Source organism: Janthinobacterium agaricidamnosum, assembly GCF_003667705.1.
In the GTDB taxonomy this organism is placed as follows: Bacteria; Pseudomonadota; Gammaproteobacteria; order Burkholderiales; family Burkholderiaceae_D; genus Janthinobacterium.
In genome coordinates this window covers 2,222,942-2,244,820 of record NZ_CP033019.1, presented here as the reverse complement: position 1 = coordinate 2,244,820, position 21,879 = coordinate 2,222,942, and the positions used below count along the sequence as shown (strand labels likewise).

Below are 21,879 nucleotides of genomic sequence, written 5' to 3'. Positions count from 1 at the left end.
CCATGACTGGATGACCGATGCACCGCCTGAGCGCCCTCACCGATCTGCTGCAGCATCTGTTGAAATGGCTGCTGCTGGCCTTTGTCGTGGCCGTGCTGGCTGGCACCGCCTCGGCCGGTTTCCTGTTCGCCCTTGAATGGGCAACCGCGACGCGCCTGGCGCACGCCTGGCTGATCTGGCTGCTGCCCGTGGCGGGCTTTGCCGTCGGCTGGCTATATCTGCGCTACGGCAGCAGTGTCGAGGGCGGCGCGAATCTGCTCATCGATGAAATCCACGATCCGAAAAAAATCATTCCGCTGCGCATGGCGCCGCTGGTGCTGGGCGCCACCGTCATCTCGCATCTGTTCGGCGCCTCCGTCGGACGCGAAGGCACGGCCGTGCAGATGGGCGGCGCGCTGGCCGACCAGCTCACGCGCATGTTTCGCCTGAACAATGAAGACCGCCGCATCATCCTGATGGCCGGCATCAGCGCCGGCTTTGCCTCCGTCTTCGGCACGCCGCTGGCCGGCGCCATCTTCGGCCTGGAAGTGCTGGCCATCGGCCGCTTGCGCTACGAAGCCATGCTGCCCTGCCTGGCCGCCGCCGTCATCGCCGACCAGGTAGGCTTGCTGTGGGGCGTTCAGCATACGCATTACGCCGTGCCCTTGATCCCCGCCCTCTCCGCCTGGACTTTATCCGCCATGGTCATCGCGGGCGTGCTGTTCGGCGTGACCGGTAAACTGTTTGCGCAAGCCACGCACGGCTTGAGCGGCTTGATGAAGCGCAAAATTGCCTACGCCCCGCTGCGCCCGCTGATAGGCGGCCTCGCCGTCGCCGTCGCCGTGTGGCTGCTGGGCACCGACAAATATATCGGCCTGGGCATCCCCACCATCGTTGACGCCCTGAAGGAACCGCTGCCCGCCTGGGATTTCCTCGGCAAGATGGCGTTTACCATCGTCTCGCTGGGCACCGGTTTCAAGGGCGGTGAAGTCACGCCATTGTTCTTCATCGGCGCGACCCTGGGCAATGCGCTGGGGCCGCTGCTGCACCAGCCCGTCGCCTTGCTGGCCGCCATCGGCTTCGTCGCCGTGTTCGCGGGCGCCGCCAACACGCCGATCGCCTCGACCCTGATGGCGATGGAGCTGTTCGGCGCCGAGATCGGCGTGTACGCAGCCATCGCCTGCGTCGTGGCCTACCTGTTTTCCGGCCACGCTGGCATTTACCGGGCGCAGCGGGGCGGACATGCCAAGCGCAGCGCCCACCAGGATCTTGAACCATGACCCAAAATATCTACGACAACGACGCCTTTTTCACGGCCTACAGCCAGCTGCCCCGCTCCATCGGCGGCCTCGACAGCGCGCCCGAATGGCCGGCCCTGCGCGCCATGCTGCCAGACGTACAAGGCATGCAAGTACTCGACCTGGGTTGCGGCTATGGCTGGTTCTGCCGCTGGGCGGCAGAACAGGGAGCGGCGCGGGTATTGGGCGTGGACGTGTCGGAAAAGATGCTGGCGCAGGCGGGCGGCATGGGAGAACATGCGGCTGTCAGCTATGCCCGGCTTGATCTGGAACAACTGGCCTTGCCGCCAGCCGGCTACGACCTGATCTACAGCTCGCTCGCCTTCCACTACATCGCGGATTTCGCCACCTTGCTGGCCGCCATCCGCCACGGCTTGAGGCCGGGCGGCAAGCTGGTATTTTCCATCGAGCACCCGATTTTCATGGCGCCGCGCCAGCCGGGCTGGCTGACGGATGGACAGGGCCGCAAGCGCTGGCCCGTCGACAGCTACCAGCAGCAAGGTCCGCGCGTGTCGGACTGGCTGGCGCCTGGCGTGATCAAGCAGCACCGCACCCTGGGCACGACCATCAATGCACTGCTGCAAGCGGGTTTCCAGCTGGAGCATGTGGAAGAATGGGGGCCGAGCGACGAACAGGTGGCGCAGCAGCCGGCCCTGGCGGAAGAGCGCGAGCGGCCGATGCTGCTGCTGGTGGGCTGCAGCCTGCGCTAGGCCCGGGCCCGCTCGAACAATTTGCCCGCCAGTTCTTCGATATCGTCGCGCATGGCCAGCGCATCCAGCCATAGCGGGGGAATCGCCTGGGCGCCATAATAGGCGCCGGCAAGCTGGCCGACGATGGCGCCGGTCGTATCGGCATCTTCGCCCAGATTGACAGCGCGCAATACCGCCGCTTCCAGTGAGTCGGTATGGAAGAAGCACCAGAGCGCCGCTTCCAGCGATTCCACGCAATAACCGGTGCCGCGTATCTGCTGCTCCGTCTTGGCGAGGAAACTGCCGCTGGCCAGCTCCACCAGCTTCGGTTCCGCAGGCCGGAACGCAATGCTGTCCAGCAGCGCGTCTTTCGCCGTGCCCGCCAGCGCGCTGCACAGCAAGGCGGCGAGCAGCTGGCAGCTTTCGACGGCTTCCGGCGCCGCGTGAGTGGTGCGGGAACTGTCGGCGGCGCAGGCCATGGCCGCTTCGGCATCGGGATAGGCAAACAGCACGACGGGGACCAGGCGCATGAGCGACCCATTGCCCGCCGTGTCAGGCGCGGCGGAGCCGCTCCAGGGATTGCCCGTCTCCTGGAAACTGGCCAGCGCGCTCCTTACCGTGCCGCCGATATCGAAGCAGGTGCCGGTGGAACTCAGGTAGCCCCATTGCCACCAGTTCAAGTACCGCACCATCTGGTCCGCCGCATCGAACGCCCCCTTCTGGACCAGGCTTTCGGCCAGGCACAGCGCCATCGACGTATCGTCGGTCCATTGTCCCGGCTGCAAGCCGAACGGACCGCCGCCAGTCATGCCCGTCACCGGCACAAAGCTGCCGCGTGGAGAAAATTCCACGGTCGTGCCGACGGCATCGCCGCAGGCAAGTCCCAGCAAGGCGCCCAGATAGCGCTTGTGTAAGGTTGGTTTGTGCAAAGTTGACGCCATCATGATTCTCCGTGGATTCCTGGCGGGCCACACTCATCCGGTTTCCGCTGCCAGCACGAGGTGCCGCGCTGCGCCTGCAGGCACTGGCCATCGCGCCATAAGATCAGGCCTCGCTACGCCGCAGCGCCGTATCTCCATGCAAGGCCAGCGGCATGGCCCTGGCCCAGCGGTTAGACGACAGCGAAAACGTCAGCGCGCGCACCTGATGGTACCAGCCGGCGGGCACGTACAGCATGTCGCCCGGCTCGACGATGCAATCGATCATGGTCGCCTGGCTTGCCAGGGGGAAGCGCTGGAAATCGGGCGCTTCCGGGTCGAAGGGCGAACCGAACAGGATGGCGTTCGCTTCGCTGGGATACAGGAAGGCGTCGTGGTGCGGCGGCGACAGGAAGATGCGCTTGCGGCCCCACACTTGCGCGAAGATATTGTCGTCGTAATCGCAATGCAGGGGCGTCACCGTGCCGGCCGGCCCCACCCAGAAGCGCGGCGGGCCCATCTTGTCGAAATACGTGGGCCAGTGGCACAGACGGTTCAGCTCGCGCAATTCCAGGTTGCCCAGGTACGGCGGCAACGCGTGCGCCCCTTCTTCCACCATATCCAGATATTGCCCCATCGACATGTCCTGCATGGCGCGGTCGGCCGCGAACGCCGTGTTGATATAGTCGCCCACCCGCGCGCGCACGGGCACGTGGCTGAACCGTTCGCGCAAGACCTCTGGCCCCAATGCCGACAAAGGCCAGCGCCGCACCAGCCCGCGCATCAGGAAGGGCAAGCCCAGCGCGGCGCGCGCACGGAAGGCGGCGGCGTCCAGCATGGCCAGGCGCGGCACTTCGGTAATGGCGGGCAAGTCACGCGCCGCCCGCTTGATGGCCTCGCGCATGGCATCGATGGACGTAACGCCGCGCACCTGCGCATCCTTGTCTTCGCGCGCCAGCTTGCGTGCCAGGGCCGCTTCGGGCGAGCTGAATTCGGCTGGCGGCCGGGGCGGCAGCGCGCGCGGCGCGATGGGGGCGGCCGCAAGCGGGAGCGGCACTTCTTTTTCTACAGACATAAACCTTCTTTGCGATCAAGGCGTCACATGGCATGGCATGGCGCGACAGTGCGCCATTTTAAGCCAGCAAGGCTCGCATGACATATTCCCCCGACGTATCGACACCTGACAAAACCGTCGCGAGCTACCTATACCGACGCGCAGCAGCTTAGGCCAGGCGTCCTCAGACAGGTGTTTTGAAGATCGGATCGACGATAAACTGCTGCGCCTTGATGCGCAAGGTGCGTTCTTCGTCCAGCTCGGCGCGCGTTTCGCCCAGCTCTTCGCGTTCCGCTTCCAGTTCCAGGCGGGCGGCCGCCAGTTCCGTTTCCACGCGCGTCAGGCTTTCCAGCTTCAGCTGGGCCTGGATCAGTTCCGCGCGCGCCGCTTCGGCAGCCTCTTCCAGGCGCGGTATTCCCTCGAGCTTGAATTGCGCCTTGGCCAGGTCCATGCGCGCCTGTTCGGCCGCCTCTTCCAGGCGCGGCAAGCCTTCCAGGCGCAGCTGCGCCTTGGCCAGGTCCGTTCTAGCCTGATTCGCCACCTGCCGCTCGCGCTCGAGTTCCTCGCGCAAGGTTTCCAGCTCGCCCGCCTGCAGGTCGAGCAACTCTTGCTGGCGCTCGTTCTCACTGGCCAGGTCCATCAATTCCTGTTGATTGTCGTTCATCTCGGCTTCATGCGCGCTGTGGCTGGCGCTTAATTCCTGCCCTACATAATCGAGGATGGCTTGCTGCAGCACGGGCGACAGTTCGGCGGCGGCAGCGATCTGGCGCTGCGCGCCCGCCTTGCGACGCTGCAAGAGCTTGCTGATGGTACCCAGGCAGGCGCCGTTGCCCAGCCGTTCGCGCAAGGCGCGCACCGTGATGGCCTGGCCTTCACCCGCCATCGCTTCCATTGCCGCATTGATCTGTTCCGCGCTTACTTTTGCCATGTCGTCTGCTCTTGAATGTTGCCCAGGGCAATCTTGCCCAGGGGCATTATCTTATGCCAGCGGCGGCAAAGCGTAAAGTATTTCTCAATAGAAATTGCAATTGCACAACGGAAGCGCGAGAAAACATGCGGGCTGGCGTGTCTACTCTTCCAGCAAGCCGTTTTCCGTGAGCATATCCTGCACCAGTTCCAGGCGCAGCACGGGATTGTCCTGGCTCAGCAGCAATTGCTTTTGCATGGCGCTCAGGGACAGCAGCTCGCACCAGCGGTTCGCCACCCAGCCGCACTCGTCGAGGCGGTACGGCGGCTGCAGGGGCATTTGATCGGGCGGAATCTTTTGCTCCTGCAAGGTGCGGATCAGGGCACCGAGTGCGTCGGCCACGTTCTGCTGCTCCTGGGGGATGGGAATGGTTTTATCGGGCGGCAAGGTTTCGACCTGCGCCATCCACAAGCCGTTTTTCAGCTGTTCGCTGGAGACGATGTGAAAGCGCTGCATGCCCATGCATTTGATTTGCAGCAAGCCCGACAAGGGCGCGGCCCAGTCGATGACGCGCGCCAGGGTACCCACGGGCGCCAGGGTTTCCAGCTGGCCCGGCTTGCGCACTTCGGCGCCGTCCAGCAGCTGCACCACGCCGAACGGCTGCTCTCCCATGATGCACTGACGTATCATGTCCAGGTAGCGCACCTCGAAGATCTGCAGGGGCAGATAGCCATCGGGATACAGCACCGTATTGAGCGGGAACAAAGGTATCGAGGTCATGGCGCATGATGGCACGAATGCGATATCCGTGCTGCGCGCCTTGTGCGTCCTTTACTTATAAAAACGGCGCTTTTTCGCCCGCTCCGCCGCCTTCGGCGCCAGCACTTTCACGATCTTTTTCTGAATCGTGCCTCCGGCGGACGTGCCCGGCACGCGGTGTTCCGCCTCAAAACCGGGCTCCTCGTTGCGTTTGAGGGTTTGCCGCGTCAGCGCTTCCACGGCCGACAGCAATTCGACTTCATCGGCGCAGACGAGGGAAATGGCTTCGCCCGAGGCGCCCGCGCGGCCCGTGCGGCCGATGCGGTGGATATAGTCTTCCGCCACCGTTGGCAAGTCGAAATTGACGACGACGGGCAATTGATCGATGTCGAGGCCACGGGCGGCCACGTCGGTAGCCACCAGCACCTGCACCTCGGCCGATTTGAAGCGGGCCAGCGCGCGCAAGCGGTTCGGCTGCGTCTTGTCGCCGTGGATGGAATCGGCGCGCACGCCCTGCTCCAGCAAGGTATTCACCAGCAGCTCGACGCCCTTGCGCGTCTTGACGAAGACGAGGACCTGGCCCCAGCGCTTTTTCTTCAGCAAGTGCAAAAACAGTTCCGGCTTGCGTTTCTTGTCGCACACGATCACCGACTGCTTGACGGCTTTCACCGTGCTGTTGCGCGCGCTCACTTCCACCGACACGGGGTCCTTCAGCATGGTTTTCGCCATGGCGCGGATGGCGTCCGAGAAGGTGGCCGAGAACAGCAGGGTCTGGCGCTGCTTGGGCATCGTCATCAGCAATATATCGAGCTCGCGCTCGAAACCGAGGTCCAGCATGCGGTCCGCCTCATCCAGCACCAGCGTCTGCAATTGCTCGAACTTGACGGCGCCCTGCGTCTGCAAGTCCAGCAAACGGCCCGGCGTGGCCACCAGCACGTCGAGGCCCTTGCGCAGCTTGCTGATCTGCGGCTCGATGGGCACGCCGCCATAGGCGACAAAGCTGCGCAGCGGCAAGTTGCCGCCATAGCTGCGGAAGCTGGCATAGACTTGCTCGGCCAGCTCGCGCGTGGGCACCAGCACCAGCACGCGCACGCATTGCGGCGCCACCACGCCTTCCAGGGTCAGGCGCTGCAGCAGCGGCACGGCAAAGCCCGCCGTCTTGCCCGTGCCCGTCTGGGCGGCGGCCATCAGGTCGCGCCCGGCCAGCACGGCCGGGATTGCCTGTGCCTGCACGGGCGTGGGCTTGGCATAGCCGAGCTCATCGAGTTTGCGGGCCAGGGGATCGATCAGGCCGAGGGAGGAAAACGTCATGGGGAAAGCAATCTTGGCAAATGAAAAGGCGGCGCGCACGGGCTGGCCGCGCGCGCAATTGCCGAGATTATAGGCCAGCGGGGATGCCGGCCGGGGTTTTCAGCGCGAGAACATCGCCATCAGAACTTCATTTCCAGGGTGGCGCGCGCCTGCGGCGAGCTCGGCGAGATGCTGTTGCGCACGATGGTTCCGCTGGCGTCCGCATAGATGGTGTCGCTTTCGAAGTCTTGCGCCAGCAGGTTAGACACGGCCAGGCGCAGCTGGTTCTTCGCATCGAATTTCCACAGCGCATAAATGTCGAGGTCGCGCCGCGGCGACGTATAGGCGCTCTGGCGCTCGGTGATGCGCACGGGGCCGCCATTGCGGAAGTTGAAGCTGCCGCCCGTGGTCAAGACGCCGTCCGGCGTCTTGTAGTCGAGACCGACATTGCCGCTGACGGGCGTTTGCTGGTCGAGCCGGTTGTTTGGCCCCGGCACCTGCTCCACCTGTGACCAGTTGCGGCTGACGCTGGCGCGCAGGTCGATGGCCGGCACGGGCGCGGCCAGCACGGCGCGCAGCGGGAACTTCGCTTCCAGTTCCAATGTCTGCGTATTGGCGCGGCCATCGTTGACGGGCGTGGACACCCAGCGCTCATTGATGAACAACAAACCCTGGCGCGTATAACCATCGATACGGCGGGCCGAGGCGCGCGCGCTGAGCAAGGCACCTTCGGCCCAGTAGTGCTCGTACGAGACATCGATGCCCAGCGCCAGCTCCGGTTTCAGGTAGGGATTGCCTTCGCGGTCAGGGTCCGTCTGGCTGTTGTTCGTCGAGGTATTGCGGCGCGGAATCAGGCTCGCCGTGGGCTGCGCCTTGTAGGTGCGCGTCAGGGCCAGGCGCACCTGGTCGCCCTTGGTATCGGGCAACTTCCACAGGGTTTGCAGCAGCGGGCTCCACACGCTGGTGCGCTGGTTCACTTCGTCGTAGGTATCGCCCGCGCTGCGCGTATCGATGCCTTCCCAGCGCACGCCCGCATACATCGACCAGCGCGGCGTGATTTCCCATTCATCCTGCACGTACAGGGCCAGGCGCTTGATGGTGGCGTCGAAACCCTCGTCGCTGTTGACGGGCGGACGCACGCCCAGGGCCGCTTCGCGCTGGCGGCGCGTTTCCTCGCGCTCCGTGTAGGCGCCATCCCAGCCCATCGACAGGGCATGGCCGGGCAGCAAGGGCGAGGAATACTTGCCGGTGGAACTGACGCCGTTTTCCGTCGCCTTCACGCCCACCTTGCGCTCGAGCGCCAGGCCGCCGCCGTCGATAAAGCCTTGCTGCAGGCTGTCGGACGTATTGCGGGCGGCCGAGGCGCCGATTTTCAGTTCCAGTTTGGCGCCGCCGCCCAGCTTGTGCATCCACGTCAAGTCGCTGCGGCCGAAGGCATTGTGGTTGCTGGAGCTGCCCGCGTTGGTGTCGTAATCGGGGCGCAAGCCCAGTTCTGTTTCCGCGCGGCTGAAATTGCGGTGGTTCGAGCGCCCGCCGTTGAAAAAGAATTGCGCCGTCACGTTGTCGCCGTTGGCCAGCACCCAGTTCAGGCGCGGCGACAGATTGATGCCTTCCGGGCGGCCATCGCCCGTGCCGTTCGTGCGACGCAGCAGGTTTTGCCGGCCGTCGGGCGCGTAGCCCAGTTCCAGGCCGGGATTGTCGTAATGGTAGTCGTAGCGGTACAGCGAACCGGCCAGCGAGTATGAAAAATTGCCGTCGCGGTCAGACAGTTGCAGATTCACGCTGGGCGAAAAGCTCACGTCGCTGCCCTGCACACCCAGCTTGAGTTCGCGCTGCGCCGTCTTCACGGCTTTCTTGAGCACCACATTGATGGTGCCGGCGATCGACTGCGTGCTGTATTCGGCGCTGGCCGCATGCAAAATCTCGATGCGCTCGATCACGTCGGGCGACAGGGTGTCGAGCGAAAAACCGGCCGGCGCCCGTTCGCCGTTGAGCAATATCTGCGTGTAGCCGCTGCCCAGCCCGCGCATGCGGATTTCGCCGCCCGAGCGCCCGGCTGCGCCGGACACGGTAATGCCGGGCAAGCGTTTGAGCACGTCGGTGACGTTCGTGTCGCCATACTTGAGGATTTCCTCGCTGCCCACGATCATCTTGCTGGCCGTATCGTCGCGGCGCGGATCGTAGCCGCTGCCCTTGACTTCGACGGTTTGCATGGGATTTTCAGCCTTTTCGGCCTTCAACGGCACGGCGGCGGTATCAACGGCCGGCGTTTCGGATTGCTGGGCATGGGCATTCCATGCAAGTAAAACGGCGGAACAAAGGACGGTGAGGCGGAGGCAACGGCGTGGCATCATGACCTGACTGAAAAAAGTTGGCTGAATAAAAATGGCTGAAAGCTAAAAAACAGGCCGCCGTATTGTGCTGTAATTTTTTCTGACTGGCACAGTTTCCTGAAAATATTTCCTATAGCAAATTAAATTCGGCGGCAGGCTGCGATACGCCCCCTTGCATACGGCGCATATCATTGCGCGCCACATCGCCGCTATAATGCGTTTTCACCATTGTTCCCATCACCCCGTCAAAGGCTTCCCATCGTGTCTGACCGTCTTGCCGTCCTGCCTCAATATCTGCTTCCAAAAGGAGCGTTGACCAACTTTGCCGGCCGGATCGCCGGCGCCAAAGGCGGCGCCATGACCACCCGTTTGATCCGCTGGTTCGTCGGCCGTTACAACGTCAACATGGATGAGGCGCTGGACCCGGACATCACGCACTACACGAGCTTCAACGACTTTTTCACGCGCGCGCTGCGCCCCGATGCCCGTCCGCTGGCCAAGGCCGACTACATCTGCCCCGTCGATGGCCGCATCAGCCAGTTCGGCAAGATCGACAAGGACCAGATCTTCCAGGCCAAGGGCCACAACTTCAGCACCACGGCCCTGGTGGGCGGCGACGCGGCCCTGGCGGCCCAGTTCGAACATGGCAGCTTCGCCAACCTGTACCTGAGCCCGCGCGACTACCACCGCATCCACATGCCGTGCGACGGCCGTTTGACGCGCATGATTTATGTGCCAGGTGAATTGTTCTCCGTCAACCCGACGACGGCGCGCGGCATTCCCGGCCTGTTCGCCCGCAACGAGCGCGTCGTCTGCGTGTTCGACACGGCCAACGGCCCCTTCGTCATGACCCTGGTCGGCGCCACCATCGTCGGCAGCATGGCCACCGTCTGGCACGGCGTCGTCAACCCGCCCCGCACGGGCGAGATCCGCGACTGGAGCTATGCGAACGACAATGTCGTGCTGAAACAGGGCGAAGAGCTGGGCCGCTTCCTGCTCGGTTCCACCGTCGTCATGCTGTTCCCGAAAGACACCGTGCAATTCAACGCCAACTGGCAACCGGCCGGCCCCGTGCAGCTGGGCGAAGTCATGGGCAACCTGCCCAGCTAAGCCAACAGGACGCGCGCCTATACGGGCGCGTCCGTTTGATACATCTCTTCCATCAGATCCAGAAACGCGCGCGTCTTGGCCGGCATCAGGCGCCGGCCGGGAAATACGGCCCAGCCCGTGACCAGCGGAAAACTCCACTCCGGCAACACGCGCACCAGTTCCCCCGTCGCCACATAGGCCTTGGCAAAGCGGTCCGTGCTGGCCGCGATGCCCACGCCCGTGCAGGCCATGCGCACCAGCAATTCCGGCGAGTTTGCCAGCAGGCGCACGGGCAAGTCGCGCTCCCACGTCGTCTTGCCGCGGATCAAAGTCCAATGCACGAGGCCATGCACGGCCCGTGGCAAGCTGAGCAAATCATGGCCATATAAATCGTCGGGATGCTCGGGCAAGCCGTGCACGCTCGTGTATTGCGGCGAGGCATACAAGGCCAGCGTACTGAAGGCCACGCGGCGCGCGGACAGGCTGGCGTCGTCGGGCAAGTTGCCCATGCGGATGGCCAGGTCGAAATTTTCTTCCAGTAAATCCACGCGGCGCGCCGACAAGTCGAGTTCCAGCGAAATGGCCGGATAGCGGCGCACGAATTCGGCCAGCACCTGGCGCATCAGCGCGTCGCCGAAGTCGGCCGGCATGGAAATGCGCAGCAAGCCGCTGGGTCCCGCCTGGCGGTGCTGGGCCAGCGCGCCGGCCGCCTCCGTTTCCTCGACCACCTTGCGCGCATGCTCGAGCAGGCTGGCGCCAAATTCCGTCAGCGCCAGCTTGCGCGTGGTGCGCAGCAGCAGCCGCTCGCCCAGCTTCGCTTCCAGCTGCGAGATGCGGCGCGACAGGGTCGACTTGGGCAAGTCCACGCGCACGGCGGCGCGCGAAAAACTGCCGCATTCGACGACGCGGGCGAACAGCAGCAAATCTCCGGGATCGATATCCATAGCTTTAATTGTTCCATTGGTGGATTAATGTTATCCATTTTAACGGCTTCCGGATGGTTTTTGGAATTGCTATAGTTCATCCATCGCAAGACACCTCACACGGAGAAACAAGATGAACATCCTGCAAATCAATTCCAGCGCCCGCAGCACCGGCTCCGCCTCGACCCGCCTGGCTGACGCCATCGTTGCCCGCGTACAAGCCGCCAATCCTGGCGCCGCCCTGGTCCGCCGCGACCTGGCTGCCCAACCGCACCCTGTGCTCGACGAGCCGACCCTGCAAGCGCTGTTCACGCCGGCCGACAAGCGCACGCCGGAACAGGCGGCCCGCATCGCCCTCGACGACGCGCTGATTGCGCAAGTACAAGCGGCCGACGTCATCGTCATCGGCGCGCCCATGTACAACTTCGGCATCACCGTGCAACTGAAAAGCTGGTTCGACGCGATTGCCCGCGCCAATGTCACCTTCAAGTACACGGAAAACGGTCCCGTGGGCCTGTTGACCGGCAAGAAAGTCTACGTGGGCCTGTCCCGCGGCGGCTTGCACCGCGATAGCGCCAACGATAGCCAGGTGCCTTACCTGAACACCATGTTCGGCTTCCTGGGCCTGACCGACGTGCAATACGTGTATTCGGAAGGCATGGGCATGGGCCCGGAAGCCGTGGCCAAGGCGCAGGCGCAAGCGGACGCCGAGATCAACGCGATCCTGGTGTAATCCCCAGCAGTGAAAGGGACGGCGCACTGGCGCCGTCCCGGCCTAGAGGAGAGAACAATGAGCGACACCACCACCGTCAACAAGCCACGCGCCGTCGAGCGCGTGATCGCCGGCCAGGCCGTCATGGATGGCGCCGGCGTGAAGATCAACCGCGTGCTGACGCAGCAGCTGCAGCGCCGTCTCGACCCGTTCTTGATGCTCGACAACTTTGCCAGCGACAAGCCGAACGACTACATCGCCGGCTTCCCCGAGCATCCGCACCGGGGTTTCGAAACGGTGTCGTACATGATCACGGGGCGCATGCGCCACAAGGACAGCGCGGGCCACGAAGGCTTGCTGACGTCGGGCGGCGTGCAATGGATGACGGCTGGCAGCGGCGTGATCCATTCGGAAATGCCGGAGCAGGAAGAAGGCGTGATGGAAGGTTTTCAGCTGTGGCTGAACCTGCCCGCGCGCGACAAGATGCGCACGCCGTGGTACCGCGATTTTACAAGCGCCGAGATCCCCCGCTACACGACGGACGCAGGCGTGGCCGTGCAAGTGATCGCCGGCGAGAGCCATGGCGTGACGGGCGCCGTGCAGCGCGAGCTGACGGAACCGCTCTACCTCGATATCGACTTACCTGCCGGCAGCAGCTTCGAGCAGCCCTTGCCACCAGGCCATAACGCTTTCCTGTACACGTTCCGTGGCGAAGTGCGGGTCGATGGCAAGGCCGTACCCGCCTTGCGCATGGCGATCTTCGCCAATACGCCAGGCAGCGACGGCGTGCGCATCGAAGCACCGGAAGGCGGCCGCGTGATCCTCGTCGCCGGCCAGCCCTTGAACGAGCCCATCGCTCAGTATGGCCCGTTTGTCATGAATACCCAGGCGGAAGTATTCCAGGCCGTGCAGGATTTCCGCGAAGGCAAGTTTGGCGAGACGGCCGCATAGTAACTGACGTGTACCAGCAAAAACCTACAGCGCCTCCGGGCCTGCGGGTTTTTTACATGCCGCCTATGTTGTTGCTTTTCAATTACACTGACGGCAACCTCATTCAACAAAGCATTCCATGCAGCCGACCCACACCGAACACGACGCCACCCATTTGCACGCCCACCTGAAGGGCGACGCCAAGCACACCCACTCTTTCGAGGGGCGCAGCCAGAGCATCCTCGCGTGGGCGCTGGGCCTGACCCTGTCATTTGCCGGCATCGAAGTGGCAGCCGGCTTCCTGTCCAATTCGCTGGCCTTGATTTCCGATGCGGGCCACATGGTCACAGACGCGGCCGCGCTGGGCCTGGCCCTGCTGGCGCAGATCATCGCGCGCCGCCCGCCCTCGCCGCGCCACTCGTTCGGCTTCGGCCGCGCCGAAGCGCTGGCCGCCTTCGTCAACGGCTTGGCCATGCTGTGCGTGGTGGGCTGGATCTGCTATGAAGCCGTGCTGCGTTTTTCCGCCCCGCAACCTGTCAAGGGCGGCATGGTCTTCATCGTCGCTTTCATCGGCCTGGCGATCAACGTGGTGGTGGCGTGGGTATTGTCGAAAGACAAGCAAAGCGTGAACACGCGCGCGGCCCTCGTGCACGTGATGGGCGATTTGCTCGGCTCGGTCGCCGCCATCGTTGCGGGCGCCGTGATTTACTTTACGGGCTGGATGCAGATCGACCCGCTGCTGTCCGTGCTGGTATCGCTGCTGATCCTGAAATCGACTTTCGGGGTATTGAAGGAGTCCTACCACTTCCTGATGGAAGGCGTGCCCCTGCACATCGACTACATCGAAGTGGGCACGGACGTGGAACAAGTCGATGGCGTGATTGCCGTGCACGATCTGCATGTGTGGGACATGTCGCCGGGCCAGCCGGCCCTGATCGGCCATGTGGAAATCGAGCACCTCGACCATTGGCCGAAGGTCTTGCGCGCGATCAAGAAGATGTTGCTGGCCAAGCATGGGATAGACCACATCACCCTGCAGCCGGAGACGGCGGCGATGGCGGGGTTACATCAGGGTGACAAGACGCATTAATTGAACCCAACGGCAAAGACCGGGGTCAGACCCGCCGGGTCTGACCCCAGCCTCTGCTCTCGGGGTAACTCCAACTAACTGCGCCGCGCTTCCAGGACCCCACTCACATCCTTGATCACATTCAGCGCCTTCAACAACTGCGCCGTCGAGCTGATCTCGGCCGTAAACGTCATGCGGGCCTGGCCCTTGGCGCTTTGGGTGTTGACGCCGATCACGTTGATCTTTTCGCGCGAAAAGATTTCGGAGATGTCGCGCAGCAAGCCCTGGCGGTCGCCTGCCAGAATAAAGATGTCGACCGGATACACGGTGTCGTGGCCGCCCGTGCTGCCCCACTCGGTAAAAATCACGCGCTCGGGCGACTTGGCGCGCATTTCCTCGAAGTTCTTGCACGTGGCGCGGTGGATGGAGACGCCCTTGCCGCGCGTGACGAAACCGACGATGCTGTCCGGTGGCGCCGGCTTGCAGCACTTGGCCAGCACCGTCATCAAGCCTTCCGTACCGACCACCAGCACGCCGGACTTGGCCCCCTGCTCCACGCTGGAGGCGCGGCTCTTGCCCACCAGCACGGCGTCTTCCGGCACCACCACTTCGCCATTGTCGTGCAGCGCCTGCTCCACGTGGCGCAGGCTGAATTCATCCTTGCCTACCGACAGGAACAGCTCGTCGACTTTCGCAAAGCCCAGCTTTTGCGCCAGCGCCTCGAGGTTGACGGCCGTCTTGCCTTCGCGCTGCAGGGATTTTTCCACCAGCGCGCGGCCGTGGGCCAGGGTTTCCTGCATGTCGATGGCATGGAACCAGGCGCGGATCTTCGAGCGCGTGCGCGTGCTGACGGCGTAGCCGGCGCTGAGCCAGTCGCGCGACGGCCCGGCCGTGCCCGGCGCACCCTTGGCCGTGATGATTTCGCAGGTCTGGCCGTTCTTCAGCTGGGTATTCAGGGGCACCATGATGCCGTCGACCTTGGCGCCGCGGCAGCGGTGGCCCACGTCCGTGTGCAGGTGATACGCAAAGTCGACGGGCGTGGCACCCACGGGCAATTCCAGCACGCGCGCCTGCGGCGTCATGACGAAGATGCGGTCGTCCAGCGTGGCGGACTTGAGCTTTTCCACCCATTCGCGCTGGATTTCTTCCTGGCCCACGACGGCATCGGCCACTTCCGTTTTCCAGGCCAGCAACTGGCGCAGCCAGGCGATCTTTTCGTCGTATTTCTGGCCGGCAAAGTTCGAGCCGCCCTCTTCCTTGTAGCGCCAGTGCGCAGCCACGCCGTATTCGGCAAAGCTGTGCATTTCATTCGTGCGGATTTGCACTTCCAGCGGGCGGCCATCCTCGGCCGTCACCACCGTGTGCAGCGACTGGTACCCATTCGGTTTCGGGCGCGAAATGTAATCGTCGAATTCTTTCGGGATGGGGGTCCAGATATTGTGGACCACGCCCAGTACCGTGTAGCAAGTTTTCACGTCGGCAACGATGACGCGGAAGGCGCGCACGTCGTACAGGGCCGTGAAATCGAGTTCCTTGCCGCGCATCTTGTTCCAGATGCTGTAAATATGTTTCGGGCGGCCAAATACTTCCGCCTGGATACCGGCCGAAGCCAGTTCCGTCTGCAGGCGCAGAATCGCCGAGGACACGAAGCCCTCGCGCATCATGCGCTTTTCTTCCAGCATCTTGGCGATGCGTTTATACGCTTCCGGCTCGATGAAGCGGAACGACAAGTCTTCCAGTTCCCACTTCAGTTGCCAGATACCGAGGCGGTTGGCCAGCGGCGCGTACAAATCCAGGGTTTCCTTGCCGTATTCGCGCGTCATTTCATTGAACAGCTTTAATTCGGCAAAGTAACGCAAGGTCGTCACGCAAGCGGCCAGGCGCACCAGCACGACACGCATGTCGGACGCCATCGCCAGCAACATCTTGCGCAAGGTTTCCACCTGGGCCACGGCTTGCTGCGCCGCATTCTTGCCGCGCCCGGCAGCGCCGCCGTGCTGCGCCTGGGTCAGCGCACGCAAACGGATCAGCTGGCGCACGCCTGTCGCCAGGTCGCACACCTGCTTGCCGAAGCGCGGCTCGATGTCGGCCGCCGTATCGGGTTCCAGCAAGGTCAGCTCGAACATCAGGCCGGCGATGCGCGTTTCCGCATCGCTGCGCAGGAACGCCAGGGTGGTGGCCACGCCGATGGCGAAGTCCAGCGCGGAGCGGCCGGCAAAGGTCTGCTTGTCGCCATACGCTGCGGTGGCATACGCGAGCGCGTCCAGCACGCGCGCGCAGTCCGGCGCACTCAAGCCCTCTACCAGTTGTTCCGAGGTGGCGCTATTCGGGGCCGAGATGGAAACCATGTGATACCTTATAAACTTAACAACTCAATAACTTAGCGCTCTGCAGCGATGATGACGATTTCTACCAAGCAAGCCGGATTGGCCAGTTTCGCTTCCACCGTGGCGCGCGGCGGCGTGTGACCGGAAGCGACCCAGTCGTCCCACACTTCATTCATGCCGTCGAAATCCTTCATGTCGGCGATGTAGATCTGGCACGACAGGATGCAGGTCTTGTCGCTGCCCGCTTCCATCAGCAAACGGTCGACGTGGCCGAGCACTTCACGCGTCTGGCCGACGATGCCTTGCGTGGTGTCTTCCGCGATCTGTCCCGCCAGGTAGATGGTGTTGTTGTGTATCGCTACTTCAGAAAGGCGTTTGCCTACGTGCAGTCGTGTAATTTCCATGCTTCTTCTTTCGGTTGTTTCAAAATCTGTACAGCGGTATTGCTTGTTGCCTTCTTACTTGCCCAGCAAAAACTTGCGCGCGATGGCGATCTGGTCGTCGTGGACGAAAGTGGGCGCATGGCCCACGCCGGCGATTTCCACCAGTTCCGCTTTCGGGCCGCGGCCCAGCATGATCTGCGCCGTCGCGTGCGACAGCAGATCGGATTCCGACCCGCGCACCAGCAAGGTGGGGCAGCGCACGGCATCGTACGCGGCCCACAGCATGGCTTCGTCGCTGGCCGCCGATTCCGGCGTGGCCGAGCGGAACGGCATGGCCAGTCCCATATCATAGTGACGGCGCCAATGGCCATCCTTGTCTTGCCGCAACACATCGACTGCCAGTTTATGCCATTCCGCATCCGTGTGCGGGCCGAAGCTGGCGGACACGTCGCGCACAAATTTGGCGCCCTGCTCGAAGGTATCGAAACGCAAGTCCTGGCCGATGTAGTCGCCGATGCGCTGCAAGGCTTCCGGCGCCAGGGTCGGGCCGATATCGTTCAATACCAGCTTGCTGATCGGGCTGTGCGGCAACGAGGCCAGGCCCAGGCCGATCAAGCCGCCCATCGAGGTGCCGAACCAGTCCACCGTCTGGCGCTCGCCATTGGCCAGCACGCGCGCCAGCAGGGTCACCATGTCGCTCACATACTGGGGCACGCGGTAGAACTGGGGATTGGCCAGCCAGCCCGAGCGCCCGCGTCCCACCACGTCGGGGCAGATCACGCGGTAATCGCTGGCCATGGCGCGCGCCAGGTTGTCGAAGTCGTCCGCCACGCGCGTCACGCCATGGGCGCAGACGAGCACGTTCGGATTGTCGGGCGCGCCCCACTCCTTGTACGACATGGTGTGCAGGCCTGCGGGGGAGATGCACTGGACGGATTTGATGCTCGCTTCGATCATTCGATTTCCTTATTCGATATAAAAAGAGCACCGCTTTCTGCCTGCCAAGGGATGTCCCGCGCGCGACGCTACGGCAGTGTAGCGCAGCGCGGGCAATGCTCCAAGCGCGCGGCTGAAATGCTGCGCCGCAGCATAGCACTGGCACATTCGCCATGGCGCAATACCCGATATAGCGAAACTGCATATCTGCGGTTATCCACAATTGAGCACGCCTGCCAATGGGCGGATGATTCGCAGCATCAACCCGCAAGAGGAGACCACTCGTGAAAAAACCATTCTATAAAATCCTGTACGTACAGGTGCTGTTCGCCATCGTGGCTGGCGTGCTGCTGGGGGTGTTCTACCCTTCGAACGCCGTCGACATGAAACCGCTGGGCGACGGCTTTATCAAACTGATCAAGATGATCATCGCCCCCGTGATCTTCTGTACCGTGGTCTCCGGCATCGCCGGCATGCAGGACGTCAAGAAAATCGGCCGCGTGGGCGGCAAGGCGCTGCTGTACTTCGAAGTGGTCTCCACCTTCGCGCTGGCCATCGGCTTGCTGGTTGCTAACATCCTGAAACCGGGCGCCGGCTTCAACGCCGATCCGGCCCACCTCGATGCCAAGTCGATCGCGCAATACACGCACGCCGAAGGCATGAGCACCGTCGACTTCCTGATGAATATCATCCCGAAGACCTTCGTCGATGCCTTCGCCAAGGGCGACATCCTGCAAGTGCTGTTGATCGCCATCCTGTTCGGCTTCTCGCTGTCCCTGCTGGGCGAGCGTGGCCGTCCCGTCACCAAGCTGATCGACGAGCTGTCGCATGCCATCTTCGGCATGGTCAACATCATCATGAAAGTCGCTCCGATCGGCGCGTTCGGCGCGATGGCCTTTACCATCGGTAAATACGGCCTGGCTTCGCTGATCCCGCTGGCTAAACTAATGGGTTCGTTCTACCTGACCTGCTTCCTGTTCGTCTTCGTCGTGCTGGGCCTGATCGCCAAGTACACGGGCTTCTCCATCGGCCGCTTCTTGTTGTACATCAAGGAAGAATTGCTGATCGTGCTCGGTACCAGCTCGTCGGAATCGGCGCTGCCGGCCCTGATGAAGAAACTCGAGCGCCTGGGCTGCTCCAAGCCAGTCGTCGGCCTGGTCGTGCCGACCGGCTACTCGTTCAACCTGGACGGCACCAATATCTACATGACCATGGCCGCCCTGTTTGTTGCACAGGCAACCAACACGGAACTGACGATCTGGCAAGAGCTCACCATCCTGGGCGTGGCGATGCTGACGTCGAAAGGCGCGTCCGGCATCACGGGCGCCGGCTTCATCACCCTGGCCGCCACCCTGGCCGTGGTGCCGACGATTCCCGTGGCCGGCATGGCGCTGATCCTGGGCATCGACCGCTTCATGAGCGAATGCCGCGCGCTGACCAACTTTGTCGGTAACGGCGTGGCCACCATCGTCGTGTCGAAATGGGAAAAGGAACTGGACATGGACAAGCTGCACAGCGAGCTGGCCCATCCCACCCACCCGGCCGACGACGCCTACGTTGCACCGACCGTGAATATCGTCAAGTAAGCCCGTCAAGCAAGCTGTACTCTCCATTGAAAAGCCCCGCAGAGCGATCTGCGGGGCTTTTTGCATGCGCGAGGGGTTTTTTATTGCATCATCAACATATGGTAAATCATGCATCAATATTTCATCGGATGATCAATGAATGAAAAACCATTACAGTACTGTCTATTGTTCGCCGCCAGGCTCCCGCATAATGACATTACGTTAATGCAAGCCAGACACCGAACCATCCACCTTTGAATGGAGTACGCCATGTCCCTCTCGCCCGCCCTCTACGCCACCTGGTCCCCACGCTTGCTGGGCTTGCTGCGCATCATCCTCGGCTTCCTTTTCCTGCAACATGGCACGGCAAAACTGTTCGGTGCGCCGCACGTGGCCATGTTCGACGGCTTGCAACTGTTTTCCCTGATGGGCGCGGCCGGCGTCATCGAGCTGGTAGGCGGCAGCTTGCTGCTGCTCGGCCTGTTCACGCGCCCCGTCGCCTTCATCCTGTCGGGCCAGATGGCAGCCGCCTATTTCATCGCGCATGCGCCTGCCGGCTTTTTACCGATCCTGAACGGCGGCGAAATGGCCGTGATGTACTGCTTCACCTTCCTGTACTTCGCGGCGGCCGGTGGCGGCGCCTACAGCCTGGACGGCTTGCGCGGCAAGGCTGGCGCCGCATAAACGACCGGGCTAGCGCGAGCACTCCAACGGATAGGGCCGTTGCTCGATCACACCCTGCATGCGCAACGGCGCGCTGCCGGCAACGGTCCTCACTTGCAGGGCCGGGGCCTGCATGGCGCCGTCGGGCAATACCCTGTCCTCGCAATGGCTGAACAAATTGGCCGGCCGGTCGCCGATCGACCAATGCGCCAGGCCCAGCGGATCGCCAGCCAGCTGCAACGGCGGGAGCGCATAATCTTGCGCCAGGCCCGTCATCATCCACGCCAGCGACAGATCGGACAACGACCGTGAATCGGCGTAACCACCACCGATATCGGCATGCGATCCGGGAAACCAGAGTTCGCTGACGCTCGTGTAGTCCGCATTAATGGGCGGACACAGCAAGATGGGATGGAAGCGGCTGCGCTTTTCATCGCGCGACACGGCGTGCAGGATGCGGCGGATCGGCGGATAGGAATCGGACTTGTAGCGGTCGCCGTCCCTGCCGTCGCTCATTTCCTTGCACACACCGAAGTCCTTGAACAGGGAACCGGGCACGGTATCCCACAGGCCGAGAAATTGGATTTCCACCGGCACCACGGCAACCTTGAAACGTTCGCGCAGCTCTTTACCGGCGATCGGCTCCTGTCCCGGCCGCCACGCCTTCCACGCATCCACATAGGCTTCATCGTTCTTGCGCTTGACCACTTCGAGGATGGCGTTATCGCGCCGAAGCCGTTGTTCGATATCGTCTTCCGACCTGGCCGGCACGCCCGCATAGGCGATCAGGCCAGCCAGTGCGCGGGCCTGGTGGGCGCCACGGCTGAAGCCCAAAATGTAGAGCTTGTCACCGGGGCGAAACGCCTGCGCGACGAAGTCATAGCCGCGCAGGATACGCGGCTCCATGCCAAGGCCGAGACTGGCGCCCAGCACGGGACTTTCGACGCTGCCCACGCCTTCGATATAGATGGCGCTGGTCTGCGCCTCGTCGGCATGGAGCACCGCATCAAAGACCCGGCGCACATTGGTCCCGGAGGCGCTGTCATTGCGCGTCCCATCCAGAAAGACAAAGATGTTTTTTGCCAGGGCGGGATCGCCCGTGAATACTTTCTCCGTCACCACCGGGTTGACGTGCTCGCCGCCAGCGGCAGCACAGGCGGACAGCAACGCCGCCAAGCCCGCTGCCAACACACTCCCTGCCATGCGCCTCAGTAGTGGCGATGCGTACCAGTTTGCCTTCATGACTGCTCCTTGTCGTGACTTCGTCTGCCCTGCACCGTTCCAGCATAGGCACACTCCAGGGACAGCCTTAGACATGGCGCAGACGTAGTGCGTGCGCAGCGAAAAAAAAGCGGACATCGCTGTCCGCTTTTTTTATGCATGCAACGATCCGTTTATACGGCGGAAACGTCCAGTTCCGCGCCCGTGGCCGCCTGCACTTGCTCCTTGGTCACGCCCGGCGCCAGTTCTACCAGCTTCAAGCCGTTTTCCGTCACGTCGATGACGCCCAGGTCGCTGATGATGACGTCGACCACGCCCACGCCCGTCAGCGGCAGGTCGCACTGCTTGAGCAACTTGTGCGACGTCGTGCCATCCTTGGCCGTGGCCACGTGCTCCATCAGCACAACGACGCGCTTGACGCCGGCGACGAGGTCCATCGCGCCGCCCATGCCTTTGACCATCTTGCCTGGAATCATCCAGTTCGCCAGGTCGCCCTTTTCCGACACTTGCATGGCGCCCAGGATAGCCAGGTTGATCTTGCCGCCGCGAATCATGCCGAACGAATCGGCCGAGCTGAAGTAGGCGGCGCCGGGCAAGGCCGTCACCGTCTGCTTGCCAGCGTTGATCAGGTCGGCATCAACCTCATCTTCGGTGGGAAACGGGCCGATGCCCAGCAAGCCGTTTTCCGACTGCAAAAACACTTCGATATTGTCCGGCACATAGTTGGCCACCAGGGTCGGCAAGCCGATGCCCAGATTCACATAAAAGCCATCCTGCAATTCTTTTGCCGCGCGCGCGGCCATTTCATCTCTTGTCCAAGCCATGATCATCTCCC

General features: G+C 62.9%; 20 protein-coding genes. 8 read left to right on the top strand and 12 right to left on the bottom strand.

The window, feature by feature from the left end; genetic code table 11:
- Positions 1 to 17 precede the first annotated feature (17 nt).
- Both D9M09_RS10350 and D9M09_RS10345 read left to right on the top strand, forming a co-directional pair.
- Complete coding sequence (locus tag D9M09_RS10350; protein ID WP_121669207.1) at positions 18 to 1,259, top strand: voltage-gated chloride channel family protein; 1,242 nt, start codon at positions 18 to 20, stop codon at positions 1,257 to 1,259.
- Complete coding sequence (locus D9M09_RS10345) at positions 1,256 to 1,987, top strand: class I SAM-dependent methyltransferase (RefSeq protein ID WP_121669206.1); 732 nt, start codon at positions 1,256 to 1,258, stop codon at positions 1,985 to 1,987. Before D9M09_RS10350 ends, D9M09_RS10345 begins: the two co-directional genes overlap by 4 nt.
- Here D9M09_RS10345 and D9M09_RS10340 read toward each other — a convergent pair.
- The 6 genes from D9M09_RS10340 to D9M09_RS10315 form a co-directional block, all read right to left on the bottom strand.
- On the bottom strand, positions 1,984 to 2,910 hold the full coding sequence (locus D9M09_RS10340) for an ADP-ribosylglycohydrolase family protein (protein ID WP_346428575.1): 927 nt from the start codon (positions 2,908 to 2,910) through the stop codon (positions 1,984 to 1,986). The two genes, D9M09_RS10345 and D9M09_RS10340, sit on opposite strands and share 4 nt — an antisense overlap.
- A gap of 100 nt (positions 2,911 to 3,010) precedes the next feature.
- Positions 3,011 to 3,958 carry a cupin-like domain-containing protein gene (locus tag D9M09_RS10335; RefSeq protein WP_121669205.1) on the bottom strand — a complete coding sequence of 316 codons (948 nt, stop codon included), beginning with the start codon at positions 3,956 to 3,958 and terminating at the stop codon, positions 3,011 to 3,013.
- Between the two features lie 163 nt (positions 3,959 to 4,121).
- On the bottom strand, positions 4,122 to 4,865 hold the full coding sequence (locus D9M09_RS10330) for a DNA-binding protein (protein ID WP_046684938.1): 744 nt from the start codon (positions 4,863 to 4,865) through the stop codon (positions 4,122 to 4,124).
- A 141-nt stretch (positions 4,866 to 5,006) separates the two neighbouring features.
- A complete protein-coding gene (locus D9M09_RS10325) occupies positions 5,007 to 5,624 on the bottom strand; it encodes an LON peptidase substrate-binding domain-containing protein (RefSeq protein ID WP_070287945.1) in 618 nt (205 codons plus the stop codon).
- 51 nt (positions 5,625 to 5,675) lie between these two features.
- Entirely contained in the window at positions 5,676 to 6,914 is a 1,239-nt protein-coding gene (locus tag D9M09_RS10320) for a DEAD/DEAH box helicase (protein WP_121671036.1), read from the bottom strand.
- A 119-nt stretch (positions 6,915 to 7,033) separates the two neighbouring features.
- Positions 7,034 to 9,106, bottom strand: coding sequence for a TonB-dependent receptor plug domain-containing protein (locus D9M09_RS10315; RefSeq protein ID WP_070311846.1), 2,073 nt, complete (start codon positions 9,104 to 9,106; stop codon positions 7,034 to 7,036).
- A 381-nt stretch (positions 9,107 to 9,487) separates the two neighbouring features.
- On the opposite strand from D9M09_RS10315, the gene asd reads away from it, so the two are divergent.
- Entirely contained in the window at positions 9,488 to 10,336 is an 849-nt protein-coding gene (gene asd / locus D9M09_RS10310; RefSeq protein ID WP_070311833.1) for an archaetidylserine decarboxylase, read from the top strand.
- A gap of 17 nt (positions 10,337 to 10,353) precedes the next feature.
- Here the strand turns inward: asd and D9M09_RS10305 are convergent, their stop codons facing one another.
- Positions 10,354 to 11,259 carry a LysR family transcriptional regulator gene (locus D9M09_RS10305; protein WP_070311834.1) on the bottom strand — a complete coding sequence of 302 codons (906 nt, stop codon included), beginning with the start codon at positions 11,257 to 11,259 and terminating at the stop codon, positions 10,354 to 10,356.
- 112 nt (positions 11,260 to 11,371) lie between these two features.
- Here D9M09_RS10305 and D9M09_RS10300 point away from each other — a divergent pair, with 112 nt between their 5' ends.
- The 3 genes from D9M09_RS10300 (at position 11,372) to D9M09_RS10290 (ending at position 13,970) form a co-directional block, all read left to right on the top strand.
- Positions 11,372 to 11,971, top strand: a complete 600-nt coding sequence (locus tag D9M09_RS10300) for an FMN-dependent NADH-azoreductase (RefSeq protein WP_070287943.1) — start codon at positions 11,372 to 11,374, stop codon at positions 11,969 to 11,971.
- A gap of 57 nt (positions 11,972 to 12,028) precedes the next feature.
- A complete protein-coding gene (locus D9M09_RS10295; RefSeq protein ID WP_121669204.1) occupies positions 12,029 to 12,901 on the top strand; it encodes a pirin family protein in 873 nt (290 codons plus the stop codon).
- Positions 12,902 to 13,019: 118 nt separating this feature from the next.
- Entirely contained in the window at positions 13,020 to 13,970 is a 951-nt protein-coding gene (locus tag D9M09_RS10290) for a cation diffusion facilitator family transporter (RefSeq protein WP_070221555.1), read from the top strand.
- A gap of 74 nt (positions 13,971 to 14,044) precedes the next feature.
- On the opposite strand, the gene D9M09_RS10285 is transcribed toward D9M09_RS10290, so the two are convergent.
- From D9M09_RS10285 to D9M09_RS10275, 3 genes are read right to left on the bottom strand one after another with little or no spacing between them, the layout of a single operon-like run.
- Positions 14,045 to 16,297: a RelA/SpoT family protein gene (locus tag D9M09_RS10285; protein WP_121669203.1), complete on the bottom strand. Its 2,253-nt coding sequence runs from the start codon at positions 16,295 to 16,297 to the stop codon at positions 14,045 to 14,047.
- A 32-nt stretch (positions 16,298 to 16,329) separates the two neighbouring features.
- Positions 16,330 to 16,680: a RidA family protein gene (locus D9M09_RS10280; protein ID WP_070221557.1), complete on the bottom strand. Its 351-nt coding sequence runs from the start codon at positions 16,678 to 16,680 to the stop codon at positions 16,330 to 16,332.
- 54 nt (positions 16,681 to 16,734) lie between these two features.
- Positions 16,735 to 17,616 (bottom strand): alpha/beta fold hydrolase, encoded by an 882-nt coding sequence (locus D9M09_RS10275; protein ID WP_121669202.1) that lies wholly within the window; start codon positions 17,614 to 17,616, stop codon positions 16,735 to 16,737.
- A gap of 263 nt (positions 17,617 to 17,879) precedes the next feature.
- On the opposite strand from D9M09_RS10275, the gene D9M09_RS10270 reads away from it, so the two are divergent.
- Both D9M09_RS10270 and D9M09_RS10265 read left to right on the top strand, forming a co-directional pair.
- Positions 17,880 to 19,181: a dicarboxylate/amino acid:cation symporter gene (locus D9M09_RS10270; RefSeq protein WP_121669201.1), complete on the top strand. Its 1,302-nt coding sequence runs from the start codon at positions 17,880 to 17,882 to the stop codon at positions 19,179 to 19,181.
- A gap of 249 nt (positions 19,182 to 19,430) precedes the next feature.
- Entirely contained in the window at positions 19,431 to 19,844 is a 414-nt protein-coding gene (locus D9M09_RS10265; RefSeq protein WP_121671035.1) for a DoxX family protein, read from the top strand.
- Between the two features lie 9 nt (positions 19,845 to 19,853).
- On the opposite strand, the gene D9M09_RS10260 is transcribed toward D9M09_RS10265, so the two are convergent.
- A complete protein-coding gene (locus D9M09_RS10260) occupies positions 19,854 to 21,065 on the bottom strand; it encodes a T6SS phospholipase effector Tle1-like catalytic domain-containing protein (RefSeq protein WP_162995627.1) in 1,212 nt (403 codons plus the stop codon).
- A gap of 152 nt (positions 21,066 to 21,217) precedes the next feature.
- Positions 21,218 to 21,868, bottom strand: a complete 651-nt coding sequence (locus D9M09_RS10255; protein WP_070221586.1) for a CoA transferase subunit B — start codon at positions 21,866 to 21,868, stop codon at positions 21,218 to 21,220.
- Positions 21,869 to 21,879 lie beyond the last annotated feature (11 nt).

Bases quoted from the DNA above. Each gene is read 5' to 3' on its own strand.
- D9M09_RS10350 (WP_121669207.1), top strand. From the start codon at position 18: ATGCACCGCCTGAGCGCCCTCACCGATCTGCTGCAGCATCTGTTGAAA.
- D9M09_RS10345 (WP_121669206.1), top strand. From the start codon at position 1,256: ATGACCCAAAATATCTACGACAACGACGCCTTTTTCACGGCCTACAGC.
- D9M09_RS10340 (WP_346428575.1), bottom strand. From the start codon at position 2,910: ATGATGGCGTCAACTTTGCACAAACCAACCTTACACAAGCGCTATCTG.
- D9M09_RS10335 (WP_121669205.1), bottom strand. From the start codon at position 3,958: ATGTCTGTAGAAAAAGAAGTGCCGCTCCCGCTTGCGGCCGCCCCCATC.
- D9M09_RS10330 (WP_046684938.1), bottom strand. From the start codon at position 4,865: ATGGCAAAAGTAAGCGCGGAACAGATCAATGCGGCAATGGAAGCGATG.
- D9M09_RS10325 (WP_070287945.1), bottom strand. From the start codon at position 5,624: ATGACCTCGATACCTTTGTTCCCGCTCAATACGGTGCTGTATCCCGAT.
- D9M09_RS10320 (WP_121671036.1), bottom strand. From the start codon at position 6,914: ATGACGTTTTCCTCCCTCGGCCTGATCGATCCCCTGGCCCGCAAACTC.
- D9M09_RS10315 (WP_070311846.1), bottom strand. From the start codon at position 9,106: ATGCAAACCGTCGAAGTCAAGGGCAGCGGCTACGATCCGCGCCGCGAC.
- D9M09_RS10305 (WP_070311834.1), bottom strand. From the start codon at position 11,259: ATGGATATCGATCCCGGAGATTTGCTGCTGTTCGCCCGCGTCGTCGAA.
- D9M09_RS10300 (WP_070287943.1), top strand. From the start codon at position 11,372: ATGAACATCCTGCAAATCAATTCCAGCGCCCGCAGCACCGGCTCCGCC.
- D9M09_RS10295 (WP_121669204.1), top strand. From the start codon at position 12,029: ATGAGCGACACCACCACCGTCAACAAGCCACGCGCCGTCGAGCGCGTG.
- D9M09_RS10290 (WP_070221555.1), top strand. From the start codon at position 13,020: ATGCAGCCGACCCACACCGAACACGACGCCACCCATTTGCACGCCCAC.
- D9M09_RS10285 (WP_121669203.1), bottom strand. From the start codon at position 16,297: ATGGTTTCCATCTCGGCCCCGAATAGCGCCACCTCGGAACAACTGGTA.
- D9M09_RS10280 (WP_070221557.1), bottom strand. From the start codon at position 16,680: ATGGAAATTACACGACTGCACGTAGGCAAACGCCTTTCTGAAGTAGCG.
- D9M09_RS10275 (WP_121669202.1), bottom strand. From the start codon at position 17,616: ATGATCGAAGCGAGCATCAAATCCGTCCAGTGCATCTCCCCCGCAGGC.
- D9M09_RS10265 (WP_121671035.1), top strand. From the start codon at position 19,431: ATGTCCCTCTCGCCCGCCCTCTACGCCACCTGGTCCCCACGCTTGCTG.
- D9M09_RS10260 (WP_162995627.1), bottom strand. From the start codon at position 21,065: ATGAAGGCAAACTGGTACGCATCGCCACTACTGAGGCGCATGGCAGGG.
- D9M09_RS10255 (WP_070221586.1), bottom strand. From the start codon at position 21,868: ATGGCTTGGACAAGAGATGAAATGGCCGCGCGCGCGGCAAAAGAATTG.